Raw genomic sequence first — 25,017 nt, forward strand, 5'->3', positions numbered from 1 at the left:
CCGGGCCGCTTCACGGGGATGGCGAGGGCAGTGAGCCAAAAGGGGTGGCGACGCGGACCTGAACTCGGCGGACTAACACTTTCGCGGTCTGGCGATCGGAGGCGAAGGCGGGGGTGGGGCGGCGCGCTGGACCTCACTCCGGGCGGGTTGGGCCTGCCGTTCGGTCGCGCAGCCGTTGGCTAGGAAAAGCGGGTCGGCTGCCGCCTCGGCTTCCGCGACTGCGCACTCAAGCTGACCACTACGGCGAGGACATGGAGATGCAGCAGCTGTAGGAGACGATGGGCGGCCTGCGCGTCACGATCGAGTTCCCCGGCGGCTCGCAGTGCGGGCTGTACGTGGCGTGTCCGGAGGATGCCGGGCTCGAGAAGATGGCCGGCGAGGTCTCACTGCTCGCGCAGCGGCTCCTGGCCGACGGCATCGCCGAGGGCGAGCGGATGCTGTCCGTGGAGCACGTCGAGAACGCGGAGCGGGCCTTCCCACCTCGCACGGTCGCCTGGTGGGCCAACCACTTGGCCTGGCAGGAGGCGGTGTGATGGCGTACCGCGTGCTCGTGTGCGGCGGGCGGGCACCGCGGGAGCTCGTGGACCGCGAGCTCGACCGCATCGCGGGCCGCGTGGCTCCGCGGCCGGTGGCGCTGGTCGTTCCGGCTGCCAAGTCCGGCGATGCCCCGCGGCGGGCCGAGGCGTGGGCCGGGCGGGCGGGCGCGGACGTCGAGGTCTACGCCACCGACTATCCGCGCCTCAGCCGCTCGGCCGCAGCGGTCGATCGAGCCGTGCGGATGCTGCGGGAGGGCAAGCCCGACCTGGTGCTCGCCTTCGTGGGCCTGGGCTCGACCGACCTGACCGAGCGCGCGCAGCGGATGGGCGTGCCCGTTCGCATCGTCCCGACAGCACAACCCGTGGGGCCGAGGCTCGCCGCCCTCAGGCGGCGCCGCCCGGCGGTCTAGGCGCGCTCGCGCGCCCTCGAGCTCTGCCGATCCTACGGGGTCGGCTGGGCTCCCTATCGGGGTGGGGGAAAGCTCCACCACCTCCCTCCCGCACAGTTCACGCCCTTCCCTCGTCGGGCGCGCCGCAGGCGCCCGACAGGGTGGGGCTTGTGCTCCATGTTGGTGACGTCCCCCACTTCCCCACCCCACCTTATATAGGGGTGTGGGGTGGGGTGGGGGTCTCTCCACCATCCCCGCGGGGGATAATCGCCGCCGGTCGTTCGTGGTGTCCCCTACGTCATCGAGAGGCCAGCCCTTCGACGGGGTACGAGGACGTGCTAACGCCCGGTCAGCCGGCAGGCCGCAGGCCTGAGGGCGACCAGGGGGACACGGCAACAGGTGGGCGACCAGAGAGGCGCCCCGCAGCATGGAGGAGCCCGAGGTGGGCATCACGGTTGAGGTGGAGCTCGAGGTCGAGCTCGTGGAGGGCGGGGTCGCGGTCTCGCTGGTCGGCGTGCCGGGTGGCACGGTCGAGAGGCGCAGCCTCGAGGAGCTCGGGCTCGCCCTGGTCGGCAGCCTGCGCGGTCTCGGCGGGGCGATCGACGGGCGAGGGGTCGAGGCGCTGAACCGGCAGGCGCAGGCGCTGGAGGCGCTGGCCCACTCGCTGCGCTGCACAGCGCGCCAGGCGCAGCCGCGCCGGCAGGTGGTTGTGCAGGGTGGCCGGCAGTGCGGCAAGAGCTTGCGCCTCCGGTAGCGAGGGGAGCCTCGTACAGCGCCGACCTGGCTCCGGGGTATCGGGGTACCGGGCGAGGTCGACTTGGCCCTGTGACGGTCGACCCGTGACACGGGGAGAGGGCACCGCGACCCTCTCCCTCGGGCACTGACGGACGCCGCAGCCGCGCGCGGGATGCGCCCTCAGCCCTGCACCTCGTGCATACCGAGGCCGGCAGCTGAACCGAACGGTTCAAACGCGGTATCCTGACACCTCTCCCACGATACATAATGCGCATTCTATATCTTCGTGTGGGGGTGAAATGGCAGTCGCTCGATGCGCCGAGCAGTTCGGCGGTGCGCGATGGGCGAAGTCGGGTCGCTTAGGCGCTTAGCCAGTTAAACCCCCCCCACTCCCGGGCATGGGTCCCCCGGGGGCGCTGTTGTATTGGGGGGCAGGCGCCGAAGGGCCCCCGAGGGGAGCAGGGCTTCGCCGCTGACGCATCGCACAGTCCGAAATTAGTGTTCACCTGAGCCTGCGGTCCCCGGATGCTGAATTGCCGAAGCAAACCTTCGCTGGTCGCTCTCCCCACCCGGCGGCGACGTGCGGGACGGCCATCATCCTGCTGCCCGCCCAGAGGGCAGCATGGTGAAGGCTGACGCACGTCATGTGGGAGGGGGACCGGGGTTCCTCACCTCACCTTACTCTAGGGGTATGGGGGTGAGGTGAGGGACCATTGGTCGTACGACCAATGGTCGCGGTCGGAGGGGGGGCGCTGGGCACGGGATGCCGGCCCTTCCGGGCAGCTAATGCCGGGGGGCATCCCGCACGTGGCAGCCCCCGCATTCACGTGGATCGGTACCGACATGTTTGCTCCGCGAGCGATCGCTCATCGCAAGGGCCGGTCATCGTTTTCAAGGAAGGAATCGCGGCGGCAGGGTCCAGACCCGCACCCGGTCGGCCGGATGGCAGGCTTCTGCCCGTGGCGAACTCGCCAGGCGGCAGGCGGCATCGGTTTGTCCCGCGGCAGCCGCTGCCGCCCGCGCCGCGGCGTCGCCGCTAGCGCCGTGAAGCAAACGCGCATCGTACGCGCGATGGCCGGCTGCGGCCCTGAGAGGCGCGTCACAGCGCCAGCAGATTCCGGGGCAGGGCGGGGGAGCCAATTCGTCCCTCTCGGCGCTGTAGCCTGCGTCACAGAGGCGCGGCGGCCGCCTAGCATCGCGGCCCGAGCGAGCGGTTGCGCGCGTCATGCCCGAGTGCCGCCCAGCAGGGATCGGGGCTGGCAGGGGAGGCAGCCGCGTCGTCCGGCACTTGCCGCCGCGCAGATGGCTGTACCGACGGCTGGCCGAGGTCTCGCCTCCGCTGCATTGCGCGGGTCAGGCGGTCGCCTCCGCGCAGCCGTCGGGCTTTTGCGAGGTGAGGACGCGTCCGGCCAGCCCGGGGGGGGCGCCCTGCGCTGCAAGACCTCCCTCCTGAAGCGTATCGGCTCGCTCACCGCGCTCACTGTCGTGGTGCATCGGGTCGTCGGCACATCAACGCCCGCCGCGAGCGCATCTCGCGGCGGAAGCCGTTGGCGGGGGGGGTGGCGAGTGACGGGCTGCCGGTGGGGCCGGGCAGATCGCAGCCTTGCTGCGCGTCGCCCGCCCCCCGGTCAGCCCCGCGCCTCACTGCAGGTGGTAGAAGGAGCCGGAGTTTAGCCTCCGGCCGGCCCAGTAGCGCCCGCGGGGGCGCGCTCGGCGAGCCAGGCCTCGATGTCGCTGGCGCGCCATCCCACGGCCCGCTCGCCGAGGCGCAGGGGCGGCGGGAACCGCCCGGCCTTCAGCCAGGCGTAGATCGTCGAGCGGCTGATCCCGAGCATCTGCTCGAGCTCCGCGCGGCGGTGGATCTTGGTCATGTGCACTCCATCAGAAGCCGGCCGAAGGTGGCCGGGAAGGGCAGGTTGGTCGTAGGTGCTTCTGAGACGGGCACCGAAAGGCTGCGGTGCTCCGGGGAAGTCTCGCTGCGTTCGGCACTCACCGTGAATGGCGCCCGACGCATGCCCGCCAGCTGTGTGTTGGCCCGGACACACAGGCGCCTCTCCGCCGGCCCGGCGCCGGCGATCAGCTGGCCTGCCCGAACCGAACCAACGCCCCGCTCTCCCCCGTCACGTGCCCTGCCCACCGCTCCATCAGCCCGCGGCGCTGCTCGAGAAAGTCGGTCCGCCGGTAGGCCCGCTGCACGGAGGTGCCGGCCACGTGTGCGAGCACGGTCTCTGCCACCTCGTGGGGCGCGTCCGTCGCCTCGGCGAGCCACGTGCGCACGCTCGAGCGAAACCCGTGCGGGCGCTCGGCCATGCCCCGGCGCTCCATCAGCCGCGCCATGGCCGCATCGCTGATCACGCCCTTGCGGGGGGAGGGAAAGAGCCAGCCGTCGCGCTCGAATTCTCCGGCCGCCTCGATCACCCGCAGCGCTTCGCGGGAGAGGGGCACGCGGAAGTCCTCCGTGCGGCCCCGGCGCCCCTTCATGGCCTCGCCGGGGATCGTCCAAATGTCTCCCTCGATCTGCTCGAAGCGCAGCGCGCGCAGCGGCGCCGAGCGGACCCCCGTGAGGATCAGAAGCCGCAAGGCGAGGTGGGTGACCGTCGGCTCGCCGAGCGAGGCGTAGAACCCTGGCACGTCCTGCCACGGCAGGGCGGGGATGTTCTGCGCGGCGTGGCGGGACTTGCCGAGAAGCGCGCGGGCCTTGTCGGTGGCCTGCAGGTCGACCTCGAGCCCGAGGGCCGCGGCATGGCGCAGCACGATGCCAAGGCGGTTGAGCGCCTTGCGCGCGGTGTCGGCCTTCGTGTGCCACAGCGGCGCAAGCACGTCGCGGATGTCGCGCTGGTCGAGATCCTCCACGGGGACCTTCCCGAGCTTCGGCAGCACGTGGAGCTCCAGGGGGGAGAACCACCGCCCCGCTAGCCCCTCTCCCTTCAGCTCAGCCTTGCGGGCCTCGAAGGCCTCCTCGGCGATGCGTCGCAGGCTCGTGTCCGCGCGGGTGGCCTCGCGCAGCTCACGCTCGCGCTCCTTGATGGGGTCGCGGCCCTCGACGGCGACGGCGCGCCAAGCGTCGGCGAGCTCGCGGGCGCGCTTGAGAGAGACGTCGTGGGCGCTGCCCAGACCCATCTCGCGGCGGCGGCCGTGAACGGTGACCCGGAGGAACCACTGGGCGCCGCCGTCCGCGCGGCAGTGAAGCCAGAGGCCGGCGCCGTCGCAGTGCTTGCCCGGGGGTGCCGCGCGCACGAAGGCCGCGGAAAGCCTGTGTCGACCGGCCATTCTGTGTCCACCTTTCTGTCCACCCATAGGTACTGGAAGTTGCGGGATCCTGCAAGATCGTGCGGGACGGGAAGGGTCGATATTGTGCAGCAAAATCAGCGGCGTACGGGACTCTCTCGGACACTGCTGGACGTCGGGAGGATGCCCTTCAGCGGCACCGCCTTTCCGCGCAGAACGTTTCGAGACGTAGCCAGAACGCCGTTAGCTGCGGCCGTCGGGCACGTCGGGGAGCAGTTCTGGTCCCCCCATGCCTCCGCGCGGACGGGACGCTCATCTCCCTTCGGTGCGTAGCGCTCGGGAATCGCGAGCAATACCTTCCCCGCAGTCCGTGCCACCGCCAAGCTGGGCCTCCGTGTCACGCGGCGCGGTCGGCCGAACTCAGGCCGCCTGGAACCCGGTGATGAGCTGGCGCAACCCGATCGCCGCGCCGAGCACGATCGAGGCGGCGGCGAGGGGTGCGGAGTATGCCAGCACCGAGAAGGCGGACAGGCCCTGGCCGATGGTGCAGCCCATCGCCAGCACGGCGCCCACGCCCATGCAGGCCGCGCCGCCGATCTGGCGTCGCAGCTCGCGCGGGTCCTCGCAGGCCTCCCACCGGAACTGGCCCCGCTTGAGGCTGCCGAGGAACGCGCCCGCCAGCACACCGGCGACCGAGCCGACCGCGAAGTCCACGGTGCTGCCGCTCGCGGTCATCACCCAGAGGATCGTCGCGCCGAGCGGGCCGGCGAAGGTGTGCGAGACCACCGGCAGGCCGTCGAACCCGGTCCGCGCGATCCAAGAGGTGCCGATCCACGCGGAGGCGATCGCCACCGCGACGACCGTGCCCCAGGCCGCGGTGCGCGCGGGCAACCGCGTGCCCCCCGCCAGCAGCGATCCGATCAGCAGCGCCGCGCCCGTGGCCAGCCCCACGGCGGCGACGGGCAGGCCGGTCGCCCTGGCGGCCAGATGGGCGATGCCCTGCGGCGCCGTGGCGGCCACGTCGGGAAACAGCCAGACGCGCGATCCCGCGAAGGGGCCGGACATCACGGCGTAGGCAGTGATCCCCATCACCACCACGATCACGAACGAACGCAGGTCGCCCCCGCCCAGGCGCGCGAGCGCGCCGAACCCGCAGTTTCCCGCCATCGCCATGCCGTAGCCGAACAGGGTGCCCCCAACGAGGACCGCCAGCGGCGACCACCGGAGCGCGAGGTAGGCCGAGGCCGAGAGGTCGGCCGAGCCGAGGGCCTCGGCGGCGAAGGACAGGAAAATCGCGCCGCCGAGCGCCACGCCCCACATGCGGACGCGCTCGGTGCTGCCCCCGTAGAGCGCGTCCTCGATCGCCCCGAGGCTGCAGAAGCGCCCGAGCCGCGCGGCGAGGCCGAGCAGCACGCCGCCGAATGCCCCCAGGAGCGCCGCGGCTCCGCCGTCTCCGATCGTTTCCAGCATGTGCCCGCCCCTCCCAAAGCGTGCCGCGCGGTCAGGAGCGTGAGCGCTCCTCCCCGTCCGCCTCGCGGCAGAACAGGTCGTAGACCACGTCCATGATCCGCGTCGCGCGGTCGTCGGTCAACGAGTAGTAGATCGCCTTGCCCTCGCGCCGGGGCTGCACCAGCCCCTCGAGGCGCAGCCGCCCGAGCTGCTGCGAGACCGCCGCCTGGCGCGCCGAGAGCAGGGTCTCCAGCTCCGTCACCGACTTCTCGCCCGATGCCAGGTGGCACAGGATCATCAGCCGCCCCTCGTGGCTGATCGCCTTGAGGAAGTTCGACGCCGCCGTGGCGTTCTCCACCATGCGGTCGAGCTCCTCCTCGGTGGTTTCGGGTCCGAAGACGGGTAGGGCCATGGCGGGGCAACCGGACAGGAGGGCCGCCTCGGGCGAGACGGGGGCAGGGGACGCGGGGCGGTGTTAGCGGGCCTCGCGCCAGCCGTCCAGTTCGGCCGCCCCGCCCTCGGCCGCGCGGTCCAGCATCGCCCCGAGGACCGGCCAGAAGAAATCCTCGCCCGGATAGCCCTCGAACCGGTCGATCTCGGCACCGTCGCGGACCAGCACGAAGGTGGGCGTGATGCGGATCGGACCCTCGAGCGCGCGGTCGTCCGGGACGGGCTCGTGGATGTCGACGCGCCGGAGCGGCGCAGCGCGGCCCTCGGCGGTGAGGGGGTACTCGCCGCCCACCTCCTCGCGCCAGCGCTGGCACCAGATGCAGCCCGCCTCCTCGCCCATCACGAGGGCGACCTCGGCCGCGGCGGGCGCGGCCTCGAGGGCGAGCGCCGCGGAGGCGGCGAGGAGGATGGAACGGATCGCTTGCATGTCGCACAACGTATCTTGAATATGTTCGGCAACAAGGGGAGATGCGGCCGTGTTCGACGTGACCATCGCAGGCGCCGTGCTGGCGGGACTCCTCAGCTTCCTGTCGCCCTGCATCCTGCCCATGGTGCCGTTCTACCTCGGCTACCTCGCGGGCGGCAGCGCGGCCGCGCTCGAGGCGGGCGACGTGCCGGCGGGCACGCGGCGGCGGGCGGTGGTCTCGGCGCTGGCCTTCGCGGCCGGGGTCGCCACGATCTTCGTGGGCCTCGGTGCCACCGCCACGCTGTTCGGGAAGGTGGTGCGCGAGTGGTTCGACGTGCTGCGCTGGATCGCGGCGGGAATCATCCTCCTGATGGGGCTCCACTTCCTCGGGGTGCTGCGGATCGGCCTGCTCTACCGCTCGTTTGGGCAGGGGGCGGGCGGCGCCGCGACGGGCGGCGGCGGCATCGTGTCCGGCTACGTGATCGGCCTCGCCTTCGCGTTCGGCTGGACGCCCTGCGTCGGGCCGGTTCTGGCGGCGATCCTGTTCATGGCCGGCGCGCAGGAGAGCGTGCGCGAGGGCATGGTCCTGCTGCTGGCCTATGCCGCGGGCATGACCGCGCCCTTCGTGCTGGCGGCGGCCTTCGTCGGGCCCTTCATGCGCTGGATGCGCGGCTTTCGGCGCCACTTGCCGGTCATCGAGAAGGCGATGGGGGGCGTGCTGGTCGCCTTCGCCCTGCTGATCGCCACCAATTCCATGAACGTGATCGCGAACTGGATGCTCCGGTTCTGGCCCGCGATCGGATAGCGAGGGAGAATGCCATGAGACTTCTGATTGCCGCCGTTGCCGCGCTCTGGGCGGTCGCCGCGCCCGCCGCCGAGCTGGGCGACGACGGGCTGCACAAGGCGCCCTGGATGGTGGAGACCTTCAAGGACCTGCGCGAGGATCTGGCCGAGGCGAACGCGTCGGGCCGCCGTCTCCTGCTGATCGTCGAGCAGCGGGGCTGCATCTACTGCACCAGGATGCACGAGGAGGTGTTCCCCCGGGAGGACATCGCCCGGATGCTGGGCGAGGACTACCTCGTGGTGCAGCTCAACATGTTCGGCGACGTCGAGGTGACCGACTTCGACGGCGAATCGATGAGCGAGAAGGCGGCCGTCCGCCGCTGGGGCCTCAACTTCACGCCCACCCTCCTGTTCCTGCCCGAGGATGTCCCCGAGGGCGCCACCGCGGGCGAGGCGGCTGTGGCCACGATGCCCGGCGCGTTCGGTGCGGGCACCACGCGGAACCTGCTGCAATGGGTGCTGGAGCGCGGCTACGCGGGCGACGAGCCGTTCCAGGCCTATCACGCGCGCAAGCTGGGCGGGGGCTGACGGATCGAAGTATTCACGAGTATGCATTCGTCCTTGCCATCCCCGCCACCTCCCGCGTAGCGTCGGCGCAAGGGAGACTAGGGAGGTCCCATGAGACGCTATGCGCTTGGAATCGCGGCGCCCCTCGTCTGCGCCGCCGGCATCGCCGCGGCGGAGACCGTGGCCCCGTCCGAGGTGACGTACGACGAGTACGGGGCCGTCGAGGTCTCGCTCTCGGGCGCGCCGGGCGATCCGGAGAACGGCCGCGTCCTGATGGACAAGGGGGCGGGCAACTGCATCGCCTGCCACGCGGTCACCGACCTCGAGGAGCTGGGCTTCCACGGCGAGATCGGGCCGATGCTCGACGGCGTGGCCGACCGCTGGACCGAGGCCGACCTGCGCGGGATCGTGGCCAACGCCAAGATGATGTTCCCCGAGACGATGATGCCGTCGTTCTACAAGACCACCGGCTACGTCCGGCCCGGCGACGCCTACACCGGCAAGGCCGCCGAGGGCGAGCTGGACCCGCTGCTGACGGCCCAGGAGGTCGAGGACGTGGTGGCCTACCTCATGACATTGAAGGAGAGCTGAAGATGCGACTGACGCGACGCGACACGCTGATGCTCGGCGGCGCCGCGGCGGCGCTCGCCGCGCTGCCGATGCAGGCCCATGCGGCCGTGGACGAGGCCATCGCCGCGTTCACCGGCGGCGCCGAGGTGGGCTCCGAGGGGATCACCCTGACCGCGCCTGAGATCGCCGAGAACGGCAACACGGTACCCGTCGAGGTGTCGGCCCCCGGCGCCGAGGCGATCATGCTGCTGGCCGCCGGCAATCCCAACCCCGACGTGGGAACGTTCAACTTCGGCCCGCTCGCCGCCTCGCAGTACGCGGCCACGCGGATCCGCCTCGCCGGCACGCAGGACGTGGTCGCCATCGCGCGGATGCCGGACGGCAGCTTCGTGCAGGCCTCGCAGGAGGTGAAGGTGACCATCGGCGGATGCGGCGGCTGAGCCCCACAGGACAAGGAGAGAAGACATGGCTGAAGGCGTGAAGCCCCGCGTCCGCGTCCCCGGAGAGGCCGCGGCCGGCGAGACGATCCAGATCAAGACGCTGATCTCGCACCCGATGGAATCGGGCCAGCGCAAGGACAGCGACGGCAACACCATCCCGCGCTCGATCATCAACCGGTTCACGGTCGACTTCGAGGGCGAGAACGTCATCGACGTGACGCTGGAGCCGGCGATCTCCACCAACCCGTACTTCGAGTTCGAGGCGACCGTGCCGGCCTCCGGCACCTTCGTGTTCACGTGGTACGACGACGACGGCGACGTCTACACCGAGGAAAAGGCCATCACGGTCTCCTGAGCGCCGCGCGGCGCGGCCCCGGGAGGGGGCCGCGCCCGCCCGCGAGGGAAGGGAGGAACGACATGAAGACCCTGATGCTCCCGGCGGCCGTGCTGGCCTTCGCAGCCGGCGCCGCGCAGGCCGACCCGGACGACGACCAGCTTGTCGTCAACGGCGATCTGGAGATCGTCACCGAGGCGGCGGCCCCCGATCACCTGGAAGGCGCGATCGACACCATCTACTCGGGCTGGCGCTTCCGCTCCGACGAGACGCAGGCGGTGCAGGCCGACGACTTCGACAACCCCGGCATGCTGGGCGTCGAGAGCGCGATCGACATGTGGAACGCCGCTGAGGGCACCGGAGGCGAGAGCTGCGCCTCGTGCCACGGCGAGCCCGAGGAGATGGCCGGCGTGGCGCCCACCTACCCCAAGTGGGACGAGGCGGCGGGCGAGGTGCAGACCCTCACCATGCAGGTCAACGAGTGCCGCACCGAGCGCATGGGCGCCGAGCCGCTGCCCTACGACAAGGGTGCGGCGACCGACATGGTGGCGCTGCTGACCTCCGTGAGCCGCGGCATGCCGGTGAACGTCGCCATCGACGGCCCCGCACAGTCCACGTGGGAGCAGGGCAAGGAGCTTTACTACACGCGCTTCGGCCAGCTGGAGCTGAGCTGCTCGAACTGCCACGAGGACAACTACGGCCGCATGATCCGCGCCGACCACCTGAGCCAGGGGCAGATCAACGGCTTCCCGACCTACCGGCTCAAGAACACCAAGCTCAACGGCGTGCACTCGCGCTTCCGGGGCTGCATCCGCGATACCCGGGCCGAGACCTTCGCGGTGGGCTCGCCGGAGCTGGTGGCCCTCGAGCTCTACGTCGCGTCGCGCGGGAACGGCCTCTCGGTCGAAGGCCCCTCCGTCCGCAACTGACCCCCCGGAAGGCCCGCCCGCCGGAGACGGCAGGCGGGCCTTTCCCGCCTTGACGGATGCAAGAACATGAATACGAAGAAGGTGTCCCGATGATCTCCCGGCGCGACTTCCTCCAGGCGGCCATGGCGGCGTCGGCCCTCTACGGCGGCAGCGTCCCCTGGGCGCGGCTCGCCGCGCAGCAGGCCATGACGCAGGACGACCTCCTGCGCTTCGACACCTCGGGCAACGTCACGCTGATCCACGTCACCGACATCCACGCCCAGCTTGTGCCGGTCTGGTTCCGCGAGCCCGAGGTCAACATCGGCGTCGGCGATGCGGCCGGCCAGCCGCCGCACCTGACCGGCGACGACTTCCTGCGCCGCTACGGCATCGAGCCGCGCTCGCCGGCGCAGTATGCCCTGAGCTACCCGGACTTCGACGCGTTGGCACGGTCTTACGGTCGCATGGGCGGCGCCGACCGCATCGCCACCGTGGTCAAGGCGATCCGCGCCGAGCGCCCGGACGCGCTGCTGCTCGACGGCGGCGACACCTGGCAGGGCAGCCTAACAGCCCTGCGCACCGAAGGGCGCGACATGGTCGAGGTGTTCAACGCGCTGGGCACCGACGCCATGACCGCGCATTGGGAGTTCACGCTCGGCCTCGACCGGGTGAACGAGATCATCGAGAACGAACTGCGCTTCCCGTTCCTCGGCGCCAACATCTTCGACGCCGAATGGGACGAGCCGGCCTACGAGCCCTTCCGGATGTTCGAGCGGGGCGGGGCGCGCATCGCCGTGGTCGGGCAGGCCTTCCCCTACATGCCGATCGCCAACCCCTCCTACCTGTTCCCGGGCCTCAGCTTCGGGGTGCGCGAGGAGCGCATGGCCGAGGTCGTCCAGCAGGCCCGCGACGCAGGCGCCGAGGCGGTCGTGGTCCTGTCCCACAACGGCTTCGACGTGGACCGCAAGATGGCCGCGAGCGTGCCGGGCATCGACGTGATCCTGACGGGCCACACCCACGACGCGCTGCCCGAGCCGCTGCTGGTCGGCAAGACCCACCTCATCGCGAGCGGATCGCACGGCAAGTTCGTCAGCCGCCTCGACCTCGACGTGCGGGACGGTGCGGTGCAGTCGGTCGCCCACAAGCTGATCCCGATCTTCTCGGACGTGATCGCCCCCGACCCGGACATGCGCGCCCTGGTCGAGGCGCAGCGCGCGCCCTTCCTCTCCGAGCTGACCGAGGTGATCGGCCGCACGGACTCGCTGCTCTACCGCCGGGGCAACTTCAACGGGACCTGGGACGACCTGATCTGCAAGGCCCTCCTGGAGGAGCGCGAGGCCGACATCGCCCTCTCGCCCGGCTTCCGCTGGGGCGCGAGCGTGATCCCGGGGCAGGACATCACCCGCGAGGACATCTTCAACGTCACCGCCATGAGCTACCCCGAGGCCTACCGCACCGAGATGACCGGCGCGCAGCTTCACACGGTCATGGAGGACGTGGCCGACAACCTGTTCCACCCCGACCCCTACTACCAGCAGGGCGGCGACATGGTGCGGGTGGGCGGCCTCGGCTACCGCATCGACATCGCGAAGCCCCAGGGCAGCCGCATCACCGAGATGACGCTGCTGAAGACGGGCGAGCGCCTCGATCCGGACGGCACCTACGCGGTGGCCGGCTGGGCCAGCGTGAACCCAGACGTCGAGGGCCCGCCCATCTGGGACGTGGTGGAATCTTACATCGCCCGCGAGGGCACCGTCTCGGTCGGGCCGAACGCTTCGGTGATCGTCGATGGGGCGTGAGACCATGGGAAAGCGAGACATGACGAAGACGACGACGCGGCGCGGGCTGCTGCGCGGCGGGATCGCCGCCGCCGGGGCGGGCGCGCTCGCCCCCGTGGCGGCGCGGGCCGCCGGCGACCCGGCCATTACCGAGCTCCAGCCCTGGATGCAGCAGCTGGGCGACGGCGTGGACGCGCGGCCCTACGGGATGCCGTCCCCCTTTGAGGCCCACGTGAAGCGCCGCAACGTGGACTGGCTGACGGCCGACCCGGTCTCCTCGGTCAACTTTACGCCGCTCCACGAGATGGAGGGCATCATCACCCCCAACGGCCTGTGCTTCGAGCGCCACCACGCCGGCATCGCCGAGGTGGACCCCGCCCAGCACCGGTTGATGATCAACGGCATGGTGGACCGCGAGCTGGTCTTCACGATGGAGGATCTCGCGCGGTTCCCCCGGCACAACCGGGTCTACTTCCTGGAATGCGCGGCCAACTCCGGCATGGAGTGGCGCGGCGCCCAGCTCAGCGGCTGCCAGTTCACCCACGGCATGATCCACAACGTCATGTACACCGGCGTGATGCTGCGCGACGTGCTCGCCTCGGCGGGCGTAAAGCCCGGCGCGGCGTGGATCCTGCCCGAGGGTGCCGACGCCTCGGCCATGACCCGCTCGGTGCCGTTGGAGAAGGCGCTCGAGGACTGCATGATCGCCACCCACATGAACGGCGAGCGACTTCGCCCCGAGCAGGGCTATCCGGTCCGCCTCGTGGTGCCCGGCTGGGAGGGCAACATGTGGGTGAAGTGGCTGCGCCGCATCGAGGTCGGCGACCAGCCCTGGCACCACCGCGAAGAGACGTCGAAGTACACCGACCTCCTGGCCGACGGCGAGGCGCGCCGCTTCACCTGGGCCATGGACGCCAAGTCCGTGATCACGAACCCCTCGCCCCAGGCGCCCATCACCCACGGCCCCGGCCCGACCGTGATCACGGGCGTGGCCTGGTCGGGGCGCGGCACGATTCCGCGCGTGGACGTGACCCTCGACGGCGGGCGCAACTGGCACGTGGCGCGCATGGACGGGCCGAGCTTGGACAAGTCCATGCACCGCTTCTACTTCGAGTTCGACTGGGACGGCACGCCGCTCCTGCTGCAGTCCCGCGCCCACGACAGCACCGGCTACGTGCAGCCCACGAAGGACGCGCTGCGCGCGGTCCGGGGCGAGAACTCCATCTACCACAACAACGGCATCCAGACCTGGCATGTCGACGAGCGCGGGGAGGCCGAGAATGTCGAGGTCGGCTAAGCTTCTTCTTCCCGTGGCCCTGGCCGGAACCGCCGCGCTGCTGGGCACGGCCTATGTCGGGGCGAACCTGATGACGCCGGAGTTGCGCGCCGACCGTGTGGAGGCGCCCGCCGCGGTGCCTGCGGCCCCCGAGACCGTGGCGGTGGCCGCGGCGCCGGCGGCACCCGCCGCGCAGGTGACCACCGAGGCGTCCACCCGCTCGCCCGAGCCCGTCGCCCTGGACCTGGGCCGCCCGGCCACCCCCGAGGAGGTCGCCGCCTGGGACATCGACGTGCGCCCCGACGGGGCGGGCCTGCCCGACGGCTCGGGCGACGTCTGGACCGGCGAGGAACTCTACGTCGAGCAGTGCGCCGCCTGCCACGGCGACTTCGGCGAGGCGATCGGCCGCTGGCCGGTGCTCGCGGGCGGGCAGGGCACGCTGACCCGCGACCGGCCCGTCAAGACGGTGGGCAGCTACTGGCCCTTCCTCTCCACGGTCTACGACTACGTCCACCGCGCCATGCCCTTCGGGAACGCCCAGTCGCTGTCGGACGACGACGTCTACGCCATCACGGCCTACATCCTCTACCTCAACGACCTCGTGGACGACGACTTCGTTCTCGACCGCGCGTCGCTCGCCGCCTTCGAGATGCCGAACGCGGGCGCCTTCGTGCCCGACGACCGGGCCGAGACGGAGTATCCGATGTTCTCGGGCGAGGTCTGCATGGAGAGCTGCGGCGAGCCGGTGGAGATCACCGCCCGTGCCGCCGTGGTCGACGTGACCCCCGAGGACGAGGCCGCCCGCAAGGCGCGCGCCGCCGCCGCCACCGGCATCGACAGCGGCATCACCGAGGCCGACGCCGCGATCGAGGTCGCCGCCGCGCCGACCGAGGCGCCGGTGGAGGAGGGCACCACGCCGCTGGCCGCGACCGCCACCGAGGACGGGGCGGACGAGAGCGCGACGGACGCGGTCGCAGCAGTCGATGCCGCGCCCGATCCCGCGCTCGTGGCCGCGGGCGAGAAGGCGTTCCGGCAATGCTCCTCGTGCCATCAGGTGGGCGAGGATGCGCGGAACCGCACGGGCCCCGTCCTGAACGGCATCGTCGGGCACCCGGCCGGCGCGGTCGAGGGATACCGCTACTCGAAGGCGCTCGCCGAGATGGCCGAGGGCGGGCTGGCGTGGACGCCCGAGGAGCTGGCCGCCTTCCTCGCCGCGCCGCGCGACTACATGCCCGGCACGAAGATGTCGTTCCGGGGCCTGCGCTCCGAGGACGACCTCGCCGCGGTGATCGCCTACCTGGGCAGCTTCGCCGAGGACGGGACGCAGCGTTGATCGGGACGGTCCGGCCCGTCTGACCGGATCCCGGGGCGGCGCGCGCCGCCCCGCAAGGGAGGGAACGAGATGATCCGACACGCAATGGCCGCCCTGGCCCTTCTGGCCGCGCCCGCCGCGGCGCAGGAGATGGCCACCGCCCCCTTCGACGGCGGCGTCGAGGATGCCGCCTTCGCGGTGGAGTCGGCGATCGTGAACCGGGGGCTGGTGATCGACTTTACCAGCCACGTCGGCGAGATGATGGCCCGCACCGGCGCCGACCTCGGGCTCGGGCCCTCGCCCGTGGGCGAGGAGGCCAAGATCTTCGTGTTCTGCTCTGCGCAGGTCAGCCGCGAGGTGATGGAGGCCGACCCGAGCAACATCGTCCACTGTCCCTACGGCATCTTCGTCGCCGAGCTGGACGGGCAGACCACGGTCGGGCGCCGCGTCTACGCCGACGAGAGCATGGCCCCCGTCAACGCGCTGCTGGAAGGAATCGTGGCCGAGGCGACCGAGTAGCCCCGGCGCACGCCATACCCCCTCGCGGGGCGATCGGAAGGGAGGACATCCGATGAAGACGATTCTGGCCGCCGCGCTCGGCGCGTGCCTGGCCCTCGGGGCCGCGCCGGCCGCCGTGGCGCAGGACGCCGCCGCGCAGGCCTACGCGCAGCAGAAGGTCGCCTACCACGTCAACGGCAACGGCGGCGAGGGGGACCGCGCGTACCTCGGGGCGCTGCGCAACGCGCAGAACCACATCAACGCGGTGGGCGAGGGCAACGTGGACCTCGTGGTGGTGATGCACGGCAACGGGCTGGGCCTTCTCGCGAACGCGTTAGAGAACGACGCGCTCAAGACCGCGATCGCCTCGCTGAAGGGGCAGGGCGTGCGCTTCCAGGTCTGCAACAACACCCTCGTCGGGCGGAACATCGACTGGGAGAACGACCTCTACGACGTCTGGGAGGAGGACATCGTGCCCTCCGGCGTGGCGCAGCTCTCGCACCTGCAGCAGCAGGGCTTCACCTACCTCAAGCCCTGATCCCCGTGGACTTCGAGCAGCACTTCGCGGACGCCCTCGGCCGGCTCAGGGCCGAGGGCGACTACCGGCACTTCGCCGAGCTGGAGCGCCACCGCGGCGCCTTCCCCCGCGCCACCGACCACGGCGGCGGCGGGGGCGAGGTCACAGTCTGGTGCTCCAACGACTACCTCGGGATGGGCCAGCATCCGGCGGTGCTGGAGGCCATGCACGCGGCCCTCGACCGGACGGGCGCGGGCGCGGGCGGCACGCGCAACATCTCCGGCACGACCCACGCCCACGTGGCGCTGGAGCGCGAGCTGGCCGACCTCCACGGCAAGGAGGCGGCGCTCCTGTTCACCTCCGGCTACGTCTCGAACTGGGCCACTCTGGGCACGTTGGCCGCGCGCATCCCCGCCTGCGTGGTGCTGTCGGACGCGCTGAACCACGCCAGCATGATCGAGGGCATCCGCCACTCGCGCGCCCAAAAAGGTGATCTGGCGGCACAACGACCTCGCGGATCTCGAGGCCAAGCTCGCCGCGCTGCCCGCAGACGCGCCGAAGCTGATCGCCTTCGAGAGCGTCTACTCCATGGACGGCGACATCGCCCCGATCGAGGGCATCTGCGACCTCGCCGAGCGCTACGGCGCGCTGACATACCTCGACGAGGTCCACGCGGTGGGCCTCTACGGGCCACGCGGGGGAGGGGTGGCCGAGGCGCTAGGCCTGATGCATCGGATCGACGTGATCGAGGGCACCTTGGGCAAGGCGTTCGGGGTGATGGGCGGCTACATCGCCGCGTCGGCCGGCTTATGCGACTACGTCCGCTCCTTCGCGTCGGGCTTCATCTTCACCACCGCGCTGCCGCCCGCCGTGGCCGCCGGCGCCTGCGCCAGCGTGCGGCACCTGAAGCGCAGCGGCACCGAGCGCGCGGAGCACGCCGCCCGCGTCGCCGCCGTGCGTGCGGGGCTGGACGCGGCCGGCATCCCCCACGTGGCGAACCCCTCGCACATAATCCCCGTGATGGTGGGCGACCCGGTGAAGTGCCGCTACATCTCGGACGTGCTGATGCGCGAGCACGGCATCTACATCCAGCCGATCAACTACCCCACCGTGCCGCGGGGCACGGAGCGGCTGCGGATCACGCCCTCGCCGGTCCACTCCGACGGGGACGTGGAGCGGTTGCTCGCGGCGCTGTGCTCGCTCTGGACCCAATGCCAGCTCGCGCGGAGGCCCGTGGCGGCGCAGTAGCGCCGCCCGCGCCTCAGCCCTGCACGAAGCGGAAGCCCTCGGCCGCGCGCTCGACCCGGCCGATGCCGCCGTTCGGCAGATGGAAGCCCACGATCCCGAGGTCGTCGGCGAGGATCCTGTCGAAGAGGCGCAGCCGCGTCTCGGCGGCGAGCGCCATGTCCTGATCGCTGCCCGAGGGCCATTCCGGGCGGGCGAAGGCGACGTGGTGGTTCGAGATCGCGTCGCCGAGGATCAGCACGCCCTCCGCCCGGAACGCCATGTGGCCGGGCGTGTGGCCGGGTGCGAGGATCGCCTCGACGCCCGGCACCACCTCGGCGCCGTCCTCGAAGGTCTCGATCCGGTCGCCCAGCTCTTCAAGGCGCCGCGCCGCGCCGGCGGCGAAGGCGGCGCGGGCCTCGCCGATGCTGTCCACCGTGGCCGGGTCGGACCAGTAGCGCAGCTCCGCGGCGCCCATGCGGTGCGCGGCCTCGGGGAACATTGGGTCGGAGAAGTCGTCGAGCACGCCCCAGAGATGGTCCGGGTGGCCGTGGGTGAACACCACGTCGGTGATCTCCTCCGGCGCGACCCCGGCCGCGTCCAAGGCATCGGGCAGGGTGCCAGCGGTGGGCATGAAGTCGGGCCCGGCGCCCGCGTCGAACAGCACCGTCCGGTCGCCCCGGCGCAGGAGCGCGAGGTTGCACTCCGGCACGAGCCGCTCGCGGTCCACCGCGAACGGGGCCAGTACGGCATCCAACTCCGCCTCGGGCATCGGCGCGAACACGAAGCTGCCGGGCAGGACGAGCGAGCCGTCCGACACGGTGGTCAGCATCGCGCCGCCCCCGAGGTCGGTCTGCGCCACGGCAAAGCGGGGAAACGCCAGGGCCGCGGCGGCGGAGGCGAGGACGTGACGGCGGGGGATCATCGGCGCTCTCCTTGATTCAACGAGATGAATACGATGCCGCGCGGCATGGCGCAATGCGCCCGGTTCCGCCCGGACCGCCCGGAAGCCGCGCCCGGCGTTGCCCCGTACCGGCGCACGGCCCATGCTCGGGGCGACCGCAACGGGGAGCCGGACGGACCCATGCGCGCGCCTCCCGACCCCTCCCATCCCCGCCTCGACGCGGTGCTGGACCGGCTCGCCGCCCGCAACGGCGCCGGGGCCGCGGTATCGCTGCGGGACGTGCTCGAGGAGAGCGGGAGCCGCGCCCACGGCCTCGCGATCCTCGTGCTCGCGCTGCCCGAGGCGCTGCCCCTGCCGATCCCCAGCGCGGGCGCGGTGCTCGGCGTGCCGCTGCTGCTCGTGTCCGCGCATCTGCTGATCCACGGCGAGCGGATGCGCCTGCCGGCGGCGGTGACGGCGCGCCGGGTGCCAGGCCCCGCGCTCGACGCGCTCGCGCGCTTCGCCGGCCCCGCGATCCGCCGGGCGGAGCGCCTCACCCGCCCGCGCCTGCCGTCGATGGTCCGGCGCGAGCGCCTCGTCGGCCTCGCCGCGACGCTGATGTCGCTGGTGCTGTTCCTGCCGATCCCCTTCGTGAACCTGCCCCCGGCGATCGTGCTCGCGATCCTCGGCTGGGGGCTGGTCCAGCGCGACGGCCTGTTCGTGGCAACGGGCCTCGCGCTGACGCCGGTGCTCCTGGGGGGCAGCGCGCTGCTCGGCGGGTGGGCGGCGGACTGGATCGCGGCGTGGCTCTGACGGGCACGCGCCCGGCGCGGGGCCGGGCGCGCCAAGCTCAGTAGAGCGGCGCCACGCCCTCGGGGCGCATCGACGGGAGCACCACCACGTCGGCCCCGTGCACGGCACGGGCGTGGAGGTGGATCACGTCCTGGTTCAGCATCCGGATGCAGCCCTGCGAGACGGCCTTCCCCAGCTCGATCGCCGACGCCGAGCCATGGATGCGGTAGAGCGTGTCGCGCCCGTTCCGGAACAGGTAGAGCGCGCGCGCCCCCATGGGGTTGTCCGGCCCCGGATCCATGCCGCCGTTCGCCACCGAGAAGGGAGCGAGGTGGGGCTGCCGCTCGATCATGGTCTCGGGCACCTTCCAGCGTGGCCACGCGCGGCGGAACTGGAGCCGCGCGGTGCCTTCCCAGGCGAAGCCCGCGGCGCCGACGCTGACGCCGTAGCGGGTAGCACGCTCCGCGTTTTCCACGAAGTGGAGCATCGCGGCGTCGGGGTCGATCACGATGGTGCCGCGGGCGCGCCCGGGCCACGGGTTCTCGACCTCCTGGCGCCAGAGGTGGGGTCGAAGCACGCCCTCGGGGATCGCGGGCACGGGGAAGGGCTCGCCCTCCACCGCGCCGTAGAAGGTGGGCAGGGGCGGGATGGGCGGCGGCACGGCGGCGGCGGTAGCGGCACGGGCCACAGGCTCGGGCGGGCGGGCGCAGGCGGACAGCGCGGCGGCGCCTCCGAGGAGGGCGAAGGTTCGTCGGTTCATGGAAATGTCCTCGTGAAGGTCGGTTCGCGCGCCGGGGCGCGCGGGCGAGCTTCAGAGGCGGCGCGGGGGCCGGGCCGGCGGCGGCGGTGCGCGGCCCGGCGAGGCGGGAACGGGGCGCGCTTCAATCGCGGCGGCACCCGCTTCGAACGACGCAACGGCCGTCTCCCGCGGCAGCACCGGCGTGGGCGCGCAGGGCGCGCCGGGCAGCACGGCGGTGCGGCAGCGCCGGGCGACCGAGACCTCGCGGTCGTCCACGGAGACGAGAACGTACGCATCCGGGGAAGCGGCCGAATGGTGCTCCGGGGCGACTGCCATGCCCGACGCAGCCGTCCCGTGGTCGGCGTAGGCGCCCCACGGAAGCATCAGCGCCGCTAGGAGGAAGGCGAGGAAGGTGCGGATCGGGCGCATAGGGCCCGATAGCACTCCCGGGTGGCGGAGCGAAGCCCTCGGCAATGGTCGGGGGATCCGACTGTGCCCGATGCGGTGGTCCCTGATGCTCTGGACCGAGGCGCCCACGTCACTGGAGCCCGAGTGGGGTGGCTCCGCACTGCTGCAGCTTCCCGCGGGAGCAGGCCTAAGAGCTCTACGGGGAAGCCGGTGGTTGCTCTGGACGGACCCGACGCCAGAGACGCGCGGGCTGCCGATCTGCGCAGCATGTCCCGCGCGGCTGGGTGGCTCAGTCGGTGCTGATTCCGAACGGGCGGTAGAGCAGGCAACGCCCCGTGATCGCCGTGACGATCAGGATGAGACCCGCGCCCCCGAGCGCGAGGACGGCGACGGTGCCGAGGGTAGCCGCCTCGATGCCGTAGGCGGCCGCAGCGACGAGCATGAGGCCGAGGACGGCGCGGATCACCCGGTCTGCCGGGCCGACGTTGATCTGCATGGGGGGTCTCCTTCGGGAACGGGCCGCCGGGGCGGCGTCGCGCGGTGTTCCGCGCCTTCTCCGGGTGCCATCGGCGCGCCCTCGGCGCCTTGATCCGCGTCAAACGGCGCGGCGTCCTCCAGCAGCCCCTGGGCGGCGTCGCCCTCGAGGTCGTCGTACTGCTCGGCGCGCAGGCTCCACAGGAAGGCCGCGAGGCTGCCGAGGCCGAGCAGCAGCGAGACCGGGATCAGGACCACGAGGACGTTCATCGCGCCATTCCCCCGCGCAGGGCGTTCAGCACCACGAGGATTGAGGAGGTGGACATGGCGGCGGCGGCCATGAGGGGCGTGGCGATGCCCGCAAGGGCGAGGGGCACGCTGACCGCGTTGTAGAGGGCGGCGAGGGCGAAGTTCTCCAGCATGCGCCGCCGGGCGCCGCGCGCGACCGCGAGGGCGTGGGGCACGGCGCCGAGGTCGCCCCCGAGCAGCACCACGTCCGCCGCGGCGCGGGCCGCGTCGAGGGCGCCCGCGGGGGCGATCGAGACGTGCGCCGCCGCAAGCGCGCCCGCGTCGTTGAGCCCGTCGCCGACCATCAGCGCGCGGTGCCCCGCGGCGGCGAGGTCGCGCAGCGCCGCGAGCTTCGCCTCCGGCGAGACGTCCCCCGACCAGTCCTCGATGCCCAGCGACCGCGCCACGGCGCGGACCGCGGCGGGCCGGTCGCCCGACAGCAGGATCATCGGCATGCCCTGCGCCTGCACCTCCCGCACCAGCGCCTCGGCGCCGGGGCGCAGGGTCTCGCGCGGGGTGACGTCGACGGGGGCGCGGCCGGGCAGCTCCAGCATCGTGCCGCCCGCGCCCCGGCCGAGGCGCACGGGCGCGCCGTTCCACGTCCCCGAGACGCCCTCGCCGGCGGTCTCGCGCACGGCGTCCACGGGGGCGGGGGCGGTGCCGGCGAGGGCCGCCGCGATGGCGCGCGCGACCGGGTGGTCCGAAGCGCGGGCGAGGGCCAGGGCGACCGAGGCCGCCTCCGGGTCCAGATGCCCGAGGTCCGCCGTGCCCGTGGTCAGCGTGCCGGTCTTGTCGAGCACCACGGCGTCCACCTGCGCCATGCGCTCCAGCGCGGTCGCGGACTTCACCAGGAGGCCCCGCGCGAAGAGGCGGGCGGTGGCCGCGACGGACACGGCGGGCACCGCGAGGCCGAGCGCGCAGGGACACGTGATCACGAGGGTCGAGACCGCCACGAGGATCGCCCGGTGCACGTCGCCCGTGGCGAGCCACCATCCGAGAAAGCCGGCGAAGGCGAGGCCGTGCACGAGGGGCGCGTAGAGACGCGCCGCCCGGTCGGCCAGAGCCACGTGGGCGCCCCGCGCGCCCTCGGCCACGGCCACGGCGCGGGCCATGCGGCGCAGGCCGGTGTCCTCGCCCACGGCGGTGGCGCGCAGGAGCAGGGTGCCGTCCACCACCACCTCGCCGGCGGCGACGCGGGTGCCGGGGCGGGCGGCGGCGGGCAGGCTCTCGCCGGTCAGGAGGCTGCGGTCGAGCTCGGCGGCGCCCTCGGCCACCTCGCCGTCAACGGGCACGCGGCCCCCGGCGCGGACGCGGATCCGGTCGCCGGCCCGCAAGGCGCGGGTGGGCACGGTTTCCTCGACGCTGTCGCGGACGCGCACGGCGCGGGGCACCTCCAGCGCGGTCAGCGCCGCCGCGGCGGAGCGGGCGCGGGCGCGCGTCCGGTGCTCGAGGTAGCGGCCGATCAGCAGGAACAGGGTGAGCGACAGGGCCGCGTCGAACCAGGCGTCGTGCCCCCCGGCGGCGGTCTCCCACAGCGACATCCCCGCCGCGAGGGCGATGGCCAGCGCGATCGGCACGTCCATCGCGAGGTGCCCGGCGGCGAGGGCGCGGAAGGCGGCGGCGAAAAAGGGGCGCGCGGCGTAGGCGAGGGCGGGCAGGGCGATCGCGGCGCTGATCCAGTGGAACAGGGCGCGTGCGGCGTCGTCGGCGCCGGACCATACCGCGACCGACAGGATCATCACGTTCATCATCGCGAAGGCCGCCACGCCGATCCGCGTGAGCAGCGCGCGGCCCTCGGCGTCGGTGCGGGGCGCGAGGGCGTCCGGGTCCAGCTCGGCGGCGGCATAGCCGGCGCGGCCGAGCGCCTCGACCAGCGGGCCGGGGCGGATGCGGGCGCCGGTGACGCGCACCTGCCGCGCGCCGAGGTTGACGCGGGCCGCCTCCACGCCGGGCAGGGCGCGCAAGGCCCCTTCGACCCCGGCGATGCAGCCGGCGCAGCGGATCTCGGGCAGGGCGAGCACGATCTCACGCGGCGGTGGGGCGGCGGCGGGGCCCGCTTCGGGATGCGCGAGCGCGGTCACCGCCCGTCCCCCAGTTTCAGACGCCGGCGGAAGCGCGTGCCGTCCGGGGCGACCGCCACGAGGCGCAGGTCCCAGTTGCCCGGCGCGAGGACGACGGGCGCGCGCCAGAGCGTGCCGTCGAAGCGGAAGCGCGGCGCGACGTCGTCGGCCACGCTGGTGGCCCGCCCGAGCGTCGCCTCGATCCGCGCGTCCCCCACGGGGCCGCGCGCGTCGCGCAGGTCCAGCACCACCCCGTCCGCATCCAGGGCCGCGGTGGCGGTCCAGCCCAGGGCCTCCTGCGCGGCGCGCTCGCGCTCGAAGCGCTGCGAGGCGACGTAGCTGTTGCGGGTCTCGAGGCCGGGAAAGCTGCGCACCGCATTCACGGCGAGGGTCGCGTTGGCGACGAGGATCGCCCCGAAGCCCAGGGCGAAGAGGCCGAGCACCCTACGGCCGGTCAGTGGTCGGGACATGGGCGTCCTCCTTTCCGTGGAACAGGGTCGATGCGGCCGCGCTCTCGCCCGAGACCGGGTCGGTCACGCGGATGCGCAGCGCGGTGCGGGCCGCGGCGGCGGCGGGCGAGCCGGACGCGGCGGTCACGTAGGCGCGCTGGTGAAGCGTCGCGTCGGCGGGCACCACCGTCTCGTTCCCCATGCGCCCCTCCAGCGCGAGCGCGAGGGGCGCGTCCGCTTCCACGGCGAGGCGCATGGCCCGCGCCTCGCCGTGCTTGTTGCGCAGGCGGATGTCGTAGGCGTTGCGGATCGCCCCGTCCGAGAGCGTGACCGAGACCGGGTTGCGGACCGGGGCCACCGAAAGGCCGATCTCGGGGCGCAGCGCGAGGGCCGCCACGATGCCGACCCCGATCAGCGACCACAGCGCGGTGTAGATCACCGTGCGCGGGCGCAGGACGTGCTCGCGCAGGGGGCGCGGCGACCAGTCCGCAGCGGCGCCCTCGGGCGGGCGGTCCTCCAGGGCGAGGTAGTCGACGAGGCCGCGGGGTCGCCCGATCCGCTCCATCACGTCGTCGCAGGCGTCGATGCACAGGGCGCAGGTGATGCAGGCGAGCTGCTGGCCCTCGCGGATGTCGATGCCCATGGGGCAGACGTTCACGCAGGCGCGGCAGTCGATGCAGTCGCCCGCCACGGGGTCGCGCTGCTTGCCGCGCGGCTCGCCCCGCCAGTCGCGGTAGCCCACGGTCAGCGTGCGCTCGTCCATCATCGCGCCCTGGATGCGCGGCCAAGGGCACATGTAGATGCAGACCTGCTCACGCATGAAGCCGCCGAGCACCACGGTGGTGGCCGTCAGCACCGCGACCGAGGCGTAGGCGACCGGGTGGGCCGCGCCGGTCAGGAGGTCGCGCAGAAGCGTCGGGGCGTCCGCGAAGTAGAACACCCACGCCCCGCCCGTCAGCAGGCCGATCACCGTCCAGACGGCCCACTTGGCGAGGCGCAGCCGCCACTTGCGCGCGTCCCACGGCGCCCGCCAGAGCCGCACGCGCGCATTGCGGTCGCCCTCGATCCACCGCTCCACGGCGAGGAACAGGTCGGTCCATACGGTCTGCGGACAGGCGTAGCCGCACCAGACCCGCCCGAGCGCCGAGGTGAACAGGAACAGCCCCAGCCCCGCCATGACCAGGAGGCCCGCCACGACGTAGAACTCGTGCGGCCAGATCTCGACGAAGAAGAAATGGAAGCGCCGCCCGGCCAGGTCCACGAGCACCGCCTGGTCGGGCATGTCCGGCCCCCGGTCCCAGCGCAGCCAGGGCGTCACGTAGTAGACGCCCAAGGTCGCGATCATCACCGCCCACTTCAGCCGGCGGAACCGCCCCGAGACCCGGCGCGGGAACACCGGCTCGGTCGGGGCGAAGAGGGGGGCGTCGGTCATGGGCTGTCCTGGCGCGGGGGCGATGCCGCAGCGGTGCCATCCGGCGGGGGGCCGTGCCTTGACGTGGATCAAGAAAGGGCGCCCCCGGACCC

Annotated in this window: 28 protein-coding genes and 1 pseudogene; 16 read left to right on the forward strand and 13 right to left on the reverse strand. The window is 72.6% G+C overall.

Annotated elements, in window-relative coordinates; all coding sequences use genetic code 11:
* Positions 1-278 precede the first annotated feature (278 nt).
* The 3 genes from K3554_RS05035 (at position 279) to K3554_RS05045 (ending at position 1,679) form a co-directional block, all read left to right on the forward strand.
* Entirely contained in the window at positions 279-533 is a 255-nt protein-coding gene (locus K3554_RS05035; RefSeq protein WP_259944403.1) for a hypothetical protein, read from the forward strand.
* Positions 533-946: a DUF2493 domain-containing protein gene (locus tag K3554_RS05040; protein WP_259944405.1), complete on the forward strand. Its 414-nt coding sequence runs from the start codon at positions 533-535 to the stop codon at positions 944-946. The genes K3554_RS05035 and K3554_RS05040 overlap by 1 nt, the downstream gene beginning before the upstream one ends.
* Positions 947-1,367: 421 nt before the next feature.
* Positions 1,368-1,679 (forward strand): hypothetical protein, encoded by a 312-nt coding sequence (locus tag K3554_RS05045; RefSeq protein WP_259944409.1) that lies wholly within the window; start codon positions 1,368-1,370, stop codon positions 1,677-1,679.
* 1,651 nt (positions 1,680-3,330) lie between these two features.
* Here K3554_RS05045 and K3554_RS05050 read toward each other — a convergent pair.
* From K3554_RS05050 to K3554_RS05070, 5 genes are all read right to left on the reverse strand, one after another.
* Positions 3,331-3,531 carry an AlpA family transcriptional regulator gene (locus K3554_RS05050; RefSeq protein WP_259944413.1) on the reverse strand — a complete coding sequence of 67 codons (201 nt, stop codon included), beginning with the start codon at positions 3,529-3,531 and terminating at the stop codon, positions 3,331-3,333.
* A 205-nt stretch (positions 3,532-3,736) separates the two neighbouring features.
* Complete coding sequence (locus K3554_RS05055; protein ID WP_259944416.1) at positions 3,737-4,930, reverse strand: site-specific integrase; 1,194 nt, start codon at positions 4,928-4,930, stop codon at positions 3,737-3,739.
* A gap of 378 nt (positions 4,931-5,308) precedes the next feature.
* Complete coding sequence (locus K3554_RS05060) at positions 5,309-6,358, reverse strand: YeeE/YedE family protein (RefSeq protein ID WP_259944419.1); 1,050 nt, start codon at positions 6,356-6,358, stop codon at positions 5,309-5,311.
* A 31-nt stretch (positions 6,359-6,389) separates the two neighbouring features.
* Positions 6,390-6,749, reverse strand: coding sequence for a helix-turn-helix transcriptional regulator (locus K3554_RS05065; protein ID WP_259944429.1), 360 nt, complete (start codon positions 6,747-6,749; stop codon positions 6,390-6,392).
* A 63-nt stretch (positions 6,750-6,812) separates the two neighbouring features.
* Positions 6,813-7,214, reverse strand: coding sequence for a hypothetical protein (locus K3554_RS05070; protein WP_259944436.1), 402 nt, complete (start codon positions 7,212-7,214; stop codon positions 6,813-6,815).
* A 49-nt stretch (positions 7,215-7,263) separates the two neighbouring features.
* Here K3554_RS05070 and K3554_RS05075 point away from each other — a divergent pair, with 49 nt between their 5' ends.
* The 12 genes and pseudogenes from K3554_RS05075 to hemA all read left to right on the forward strand — a co-directional run bounded on the left by K3554_RS05075 (position 7,264) and on the right by hemA (position 17,424).
* Positions 7,264-7,998, forward strand: coding sequence for a cytochrome c biogenesis CcdA family protein (locus K3554_RS05075; protein WP_259944440.1), 735 nt, complete (start codon positions 7,264-7,266; stop codon positions 7,996-7,998).
* Positions 7,999-8,012: 14 nt separating this feature from the next.
* Positions 8,013-8,564: a thioredoxin family protein gene (locus tag K3554_RS05080; protein WP_259944442.1), complete on the forward strand. Its 552-nt coding sequence runs from the start codon at positions 8,013-8,015 to the stop codon at positions 8,562-8,564.
* A gap of 90 nt (positions 8,565-8,654) precedes the next feature.
* Complete coding sequence (soxX, locus tag K3554_RS05085; RefSeq protein ID WP_259944452.1) at positions 8,655-9,134, forward strand: sulfur oxidation c-type cytochrome SoxX; 480 nt, start codon at positions 8,655-8,657, stop codon at positions 9,132-9,134.
* Positions 9,135-9,136: 2 nt separating this feature from the next.
* Positions 9,137-9,553, forward strand: coding sequence for a thiosulfate oxidation carrier protein SoxY (gene soxY / locus K3554_RS05090; RefSeq protein WP_259944459.1), 417 nt, complete (start codon positions 9,137-9,139; stop codon positions 9,551-9,553).
* Positions 9,554-9,578: 25 nt separating this feature from the next.
* Positions 9,579-9,908: a thiosulfate oxidation carrier complex protein SoxZ gene (gene soxZ / locus K3554_RS05095; protein ID WP_259944464.1), complete on the forward strand. Its 330-nt coding sequence runs from the start codon at positions 9,579-9,581 to the stop codon at positions 9,906-9,908.
* 62 nt (positions 9,909-9,970) lie between these two features.
* Entirely contained in the window at positions 9,971-10,816 is an 846-nt protein-coding gene (soxA, locus tag K3554_RS05100; RefSeq protein ID WP_259944469.1) for a sulfur oxidation c-type cytochrome SoxA, read from the forward strand.
* An 89-nt stretch (positions 10,817-10,905) separates the two neighbouring features.
* Positions 10,906-12,594, forward strand: coding sequence for a thiosulfohydrolase SoxB (gene soxB, locus K3554_RS05105; RefSeq protein ID WP_259944475.1), 1,689 nt, complete (start codon positions 10,906-10,908; stop codon positions 12,592-12,594).
* 19 nt (positions 12,595-12,613) lie between these two features.
* Positions 12,614-13,870, forward strand: coding sequence for a sulfite dehydrogenase (soxC, locus tag K3554_RS05110; RefSeq protein ID WP_259944480.1), 1,257 nt, complete (start codon positions 12,614-12,616; stop codon positions 13,868-13,870).
* The gene (locus K3554_RS05115) at positions 13,854-15,182 is read left to right on the forward strand and encodes a c-type cytochrome (RefSeq protein WP_259944489.1); all 1,329 of its coding nucleotides are present in this window, start codon (positions 13,854-13,856) and stop codon (positions 15,180-15,182) included. The genes soxC and K3554_RS05115 overlap by 17 nt, the downstream gene beginning before the upstream one ends.
* A 69-nt stretch (positions 15,183-15,251) precedes the next feature.
* Positions 15,252-15,680: a DUF302 domain-containing protein gene (locus tag K3554_RS05120; protein ID WP_259944496.1), complete on the forward strand. Its 429-nt coding sequence runs from the start codon at positions 15,252-15,254 to the stop codon at positions 15,678-15,680.
* 52 nt (positions 15,681-15,732) lie between these two features.
* On the forward strand, positions 15,733-16,197 hold the full coding sequence (locus tag K3554_RS05125; RefSeq protein WP_259944500.1) for a DsrE family protein: 465 nt from the start codon (positions 15,733-15,735) through the stop codon (positions 16,195-16,197).
* 5 nt (positions 16,198-16,202) lie between these two features.
* Positions 16,203-17,424 (forward strand): annotated as a pseudogene (hemA, locus tag K3554_RS05130) (5-aminolevulinate synthase).
* 13 nt (positions 17,425-17,437) lie between these two features.
* Here hemA and K3554_RS05135 read toward each other — a convergent pair.
* Entirely contained in the window at positions 17,438-18,325 is an 888-nt protein-coding gene (locus tag K3554_RS05135; protein WP_259944503.1) for an MBL fold metallo-hydrolase, read from the reverse strand.
* Between the two features lie 159 nt (positions 18,326-18,484).
* Here K3554_RS05135 and K3554_RS05140 point away from each other — a divergent pair, with 159 nt between their 5' ends.
* On the forward strand, positions 18,485-19,096 hold the full coding sequence (locus tag K3554_RS05140; protein WP_259944509.1) for an exopolysaccharide biosynthesis protein: 612 nt from the start codon (positions 18,485-18,487) through the stop codon (positions 19,094-19,096).
* Between the two features lie 37 nt (positions 19,097-19,133).
* On the opposite strand, the gene K3554_RS05145 is transcribed toward K3554_RS05140, so the two are convergent.
* The 7 genes from K3554_RS05145 to ccoG all read right to left on the reverse strand — a co-directional run bounded on the left by K3554_RS05145 (position 19,134) and on the right by ccoG (position 24,925).
* Positions 19,134-19,835 carry a L,D-transpeptidase gene (locus tag K3554_RS05145; protein WP_259944510.1) on the reverse strand — a complete coding sequence of 234 codons (702 nt, stop codon included), beginning with the start codon at positions 19,833-19,835 and terminating at the stop codon, positions 19,134-19,136.
* 51 nt (positions 19,836-19,886) lie between these two features.
* Positions 19,887-20,243, reverse strand: coding sequence for a hypothetical protein (locus K3554_RS05150; RefSeq protein WP_259944517.1), 357 nt, complete (start codon positions 20,241-20,243; stop codon positions 19,887-19,889).
* A 268-nt stretch (positions 20,244-20,511) separates the two neighbouring features.
* Complete coding sequence (locus tag K3554_RS05155) at positions 20,512-20,718, reverse strand: DUF2892 domain-containing protein (protein WP_259944523.1); 207 nt, start codon at positions 20,716-20,718, stop codon at positions 20,512-20,514.
* A complete protein-coding gene (ccoS, locus tag K3554_RS16820; RefSeq protein ID WP_311200372.1) occupies positions 20,685-20,966 on the reverse strand; it encodes a cbb3-type cytochrome oxidase assembly protein CcoS in 282 nt (93 codons plus the stop codon). Before ccoS ends, K3554_RS05155 begins: the two co-directional genes overlap by 34 nt.
* Positions 20,963-23,065, reverse strand: coding sequence for a heavy metal translocating P-type ATPase (locus tag K3554_RS05165; RefSeq protein WP_259944530.1), 2,103 nt, complete (start codon positions 23,063-23,065; stop codon positions 20,963-20,965). Before K3554_RS05165 ends, ccoS begins: the two co-directional genes overlap by 4 nt.
* The gene (locus tag K3554_RS05170) at positions 23,062-23,514 is read right to left on the reverse strand and encodes a FixH family protein (RefSeq protein WP_259944536.1); all 453 of its coding nucleotides are present in this window, start codon (positions 23,512-23,514) and stop codon (positions 23,062-23,064) included. The genes K3554_RS05165 and K3554_RS05170 overlap by 4 nt, the downstream gene beginning before the upstream one ends.
* Entirely contained in the window at positions 23,489-24,925 is a 1,437-nt protein-coding gene (gene ccoG, locus K3554_RS05175; protein ID WP_259944541.1) for a cytochrome c oxidase accessory protein CcoG, read from the reverse strand. Before ccoG ends, K3554_RS05170 begins: the two co-directional genes overlap by 26 nt.
* Between the last annotated feature and the right edge of the window lie 92 nt (positions 24,926-25,017).

This window comes from Jannaschia sp. W003, assembly GCF_025144335.1.
Classification (GTDB): domain Bacteria; phylum Pseudomonadota; class Alphaproteobacteria; order Rhodobacterales; family Rhodobacteraceae; genus Jannaschia.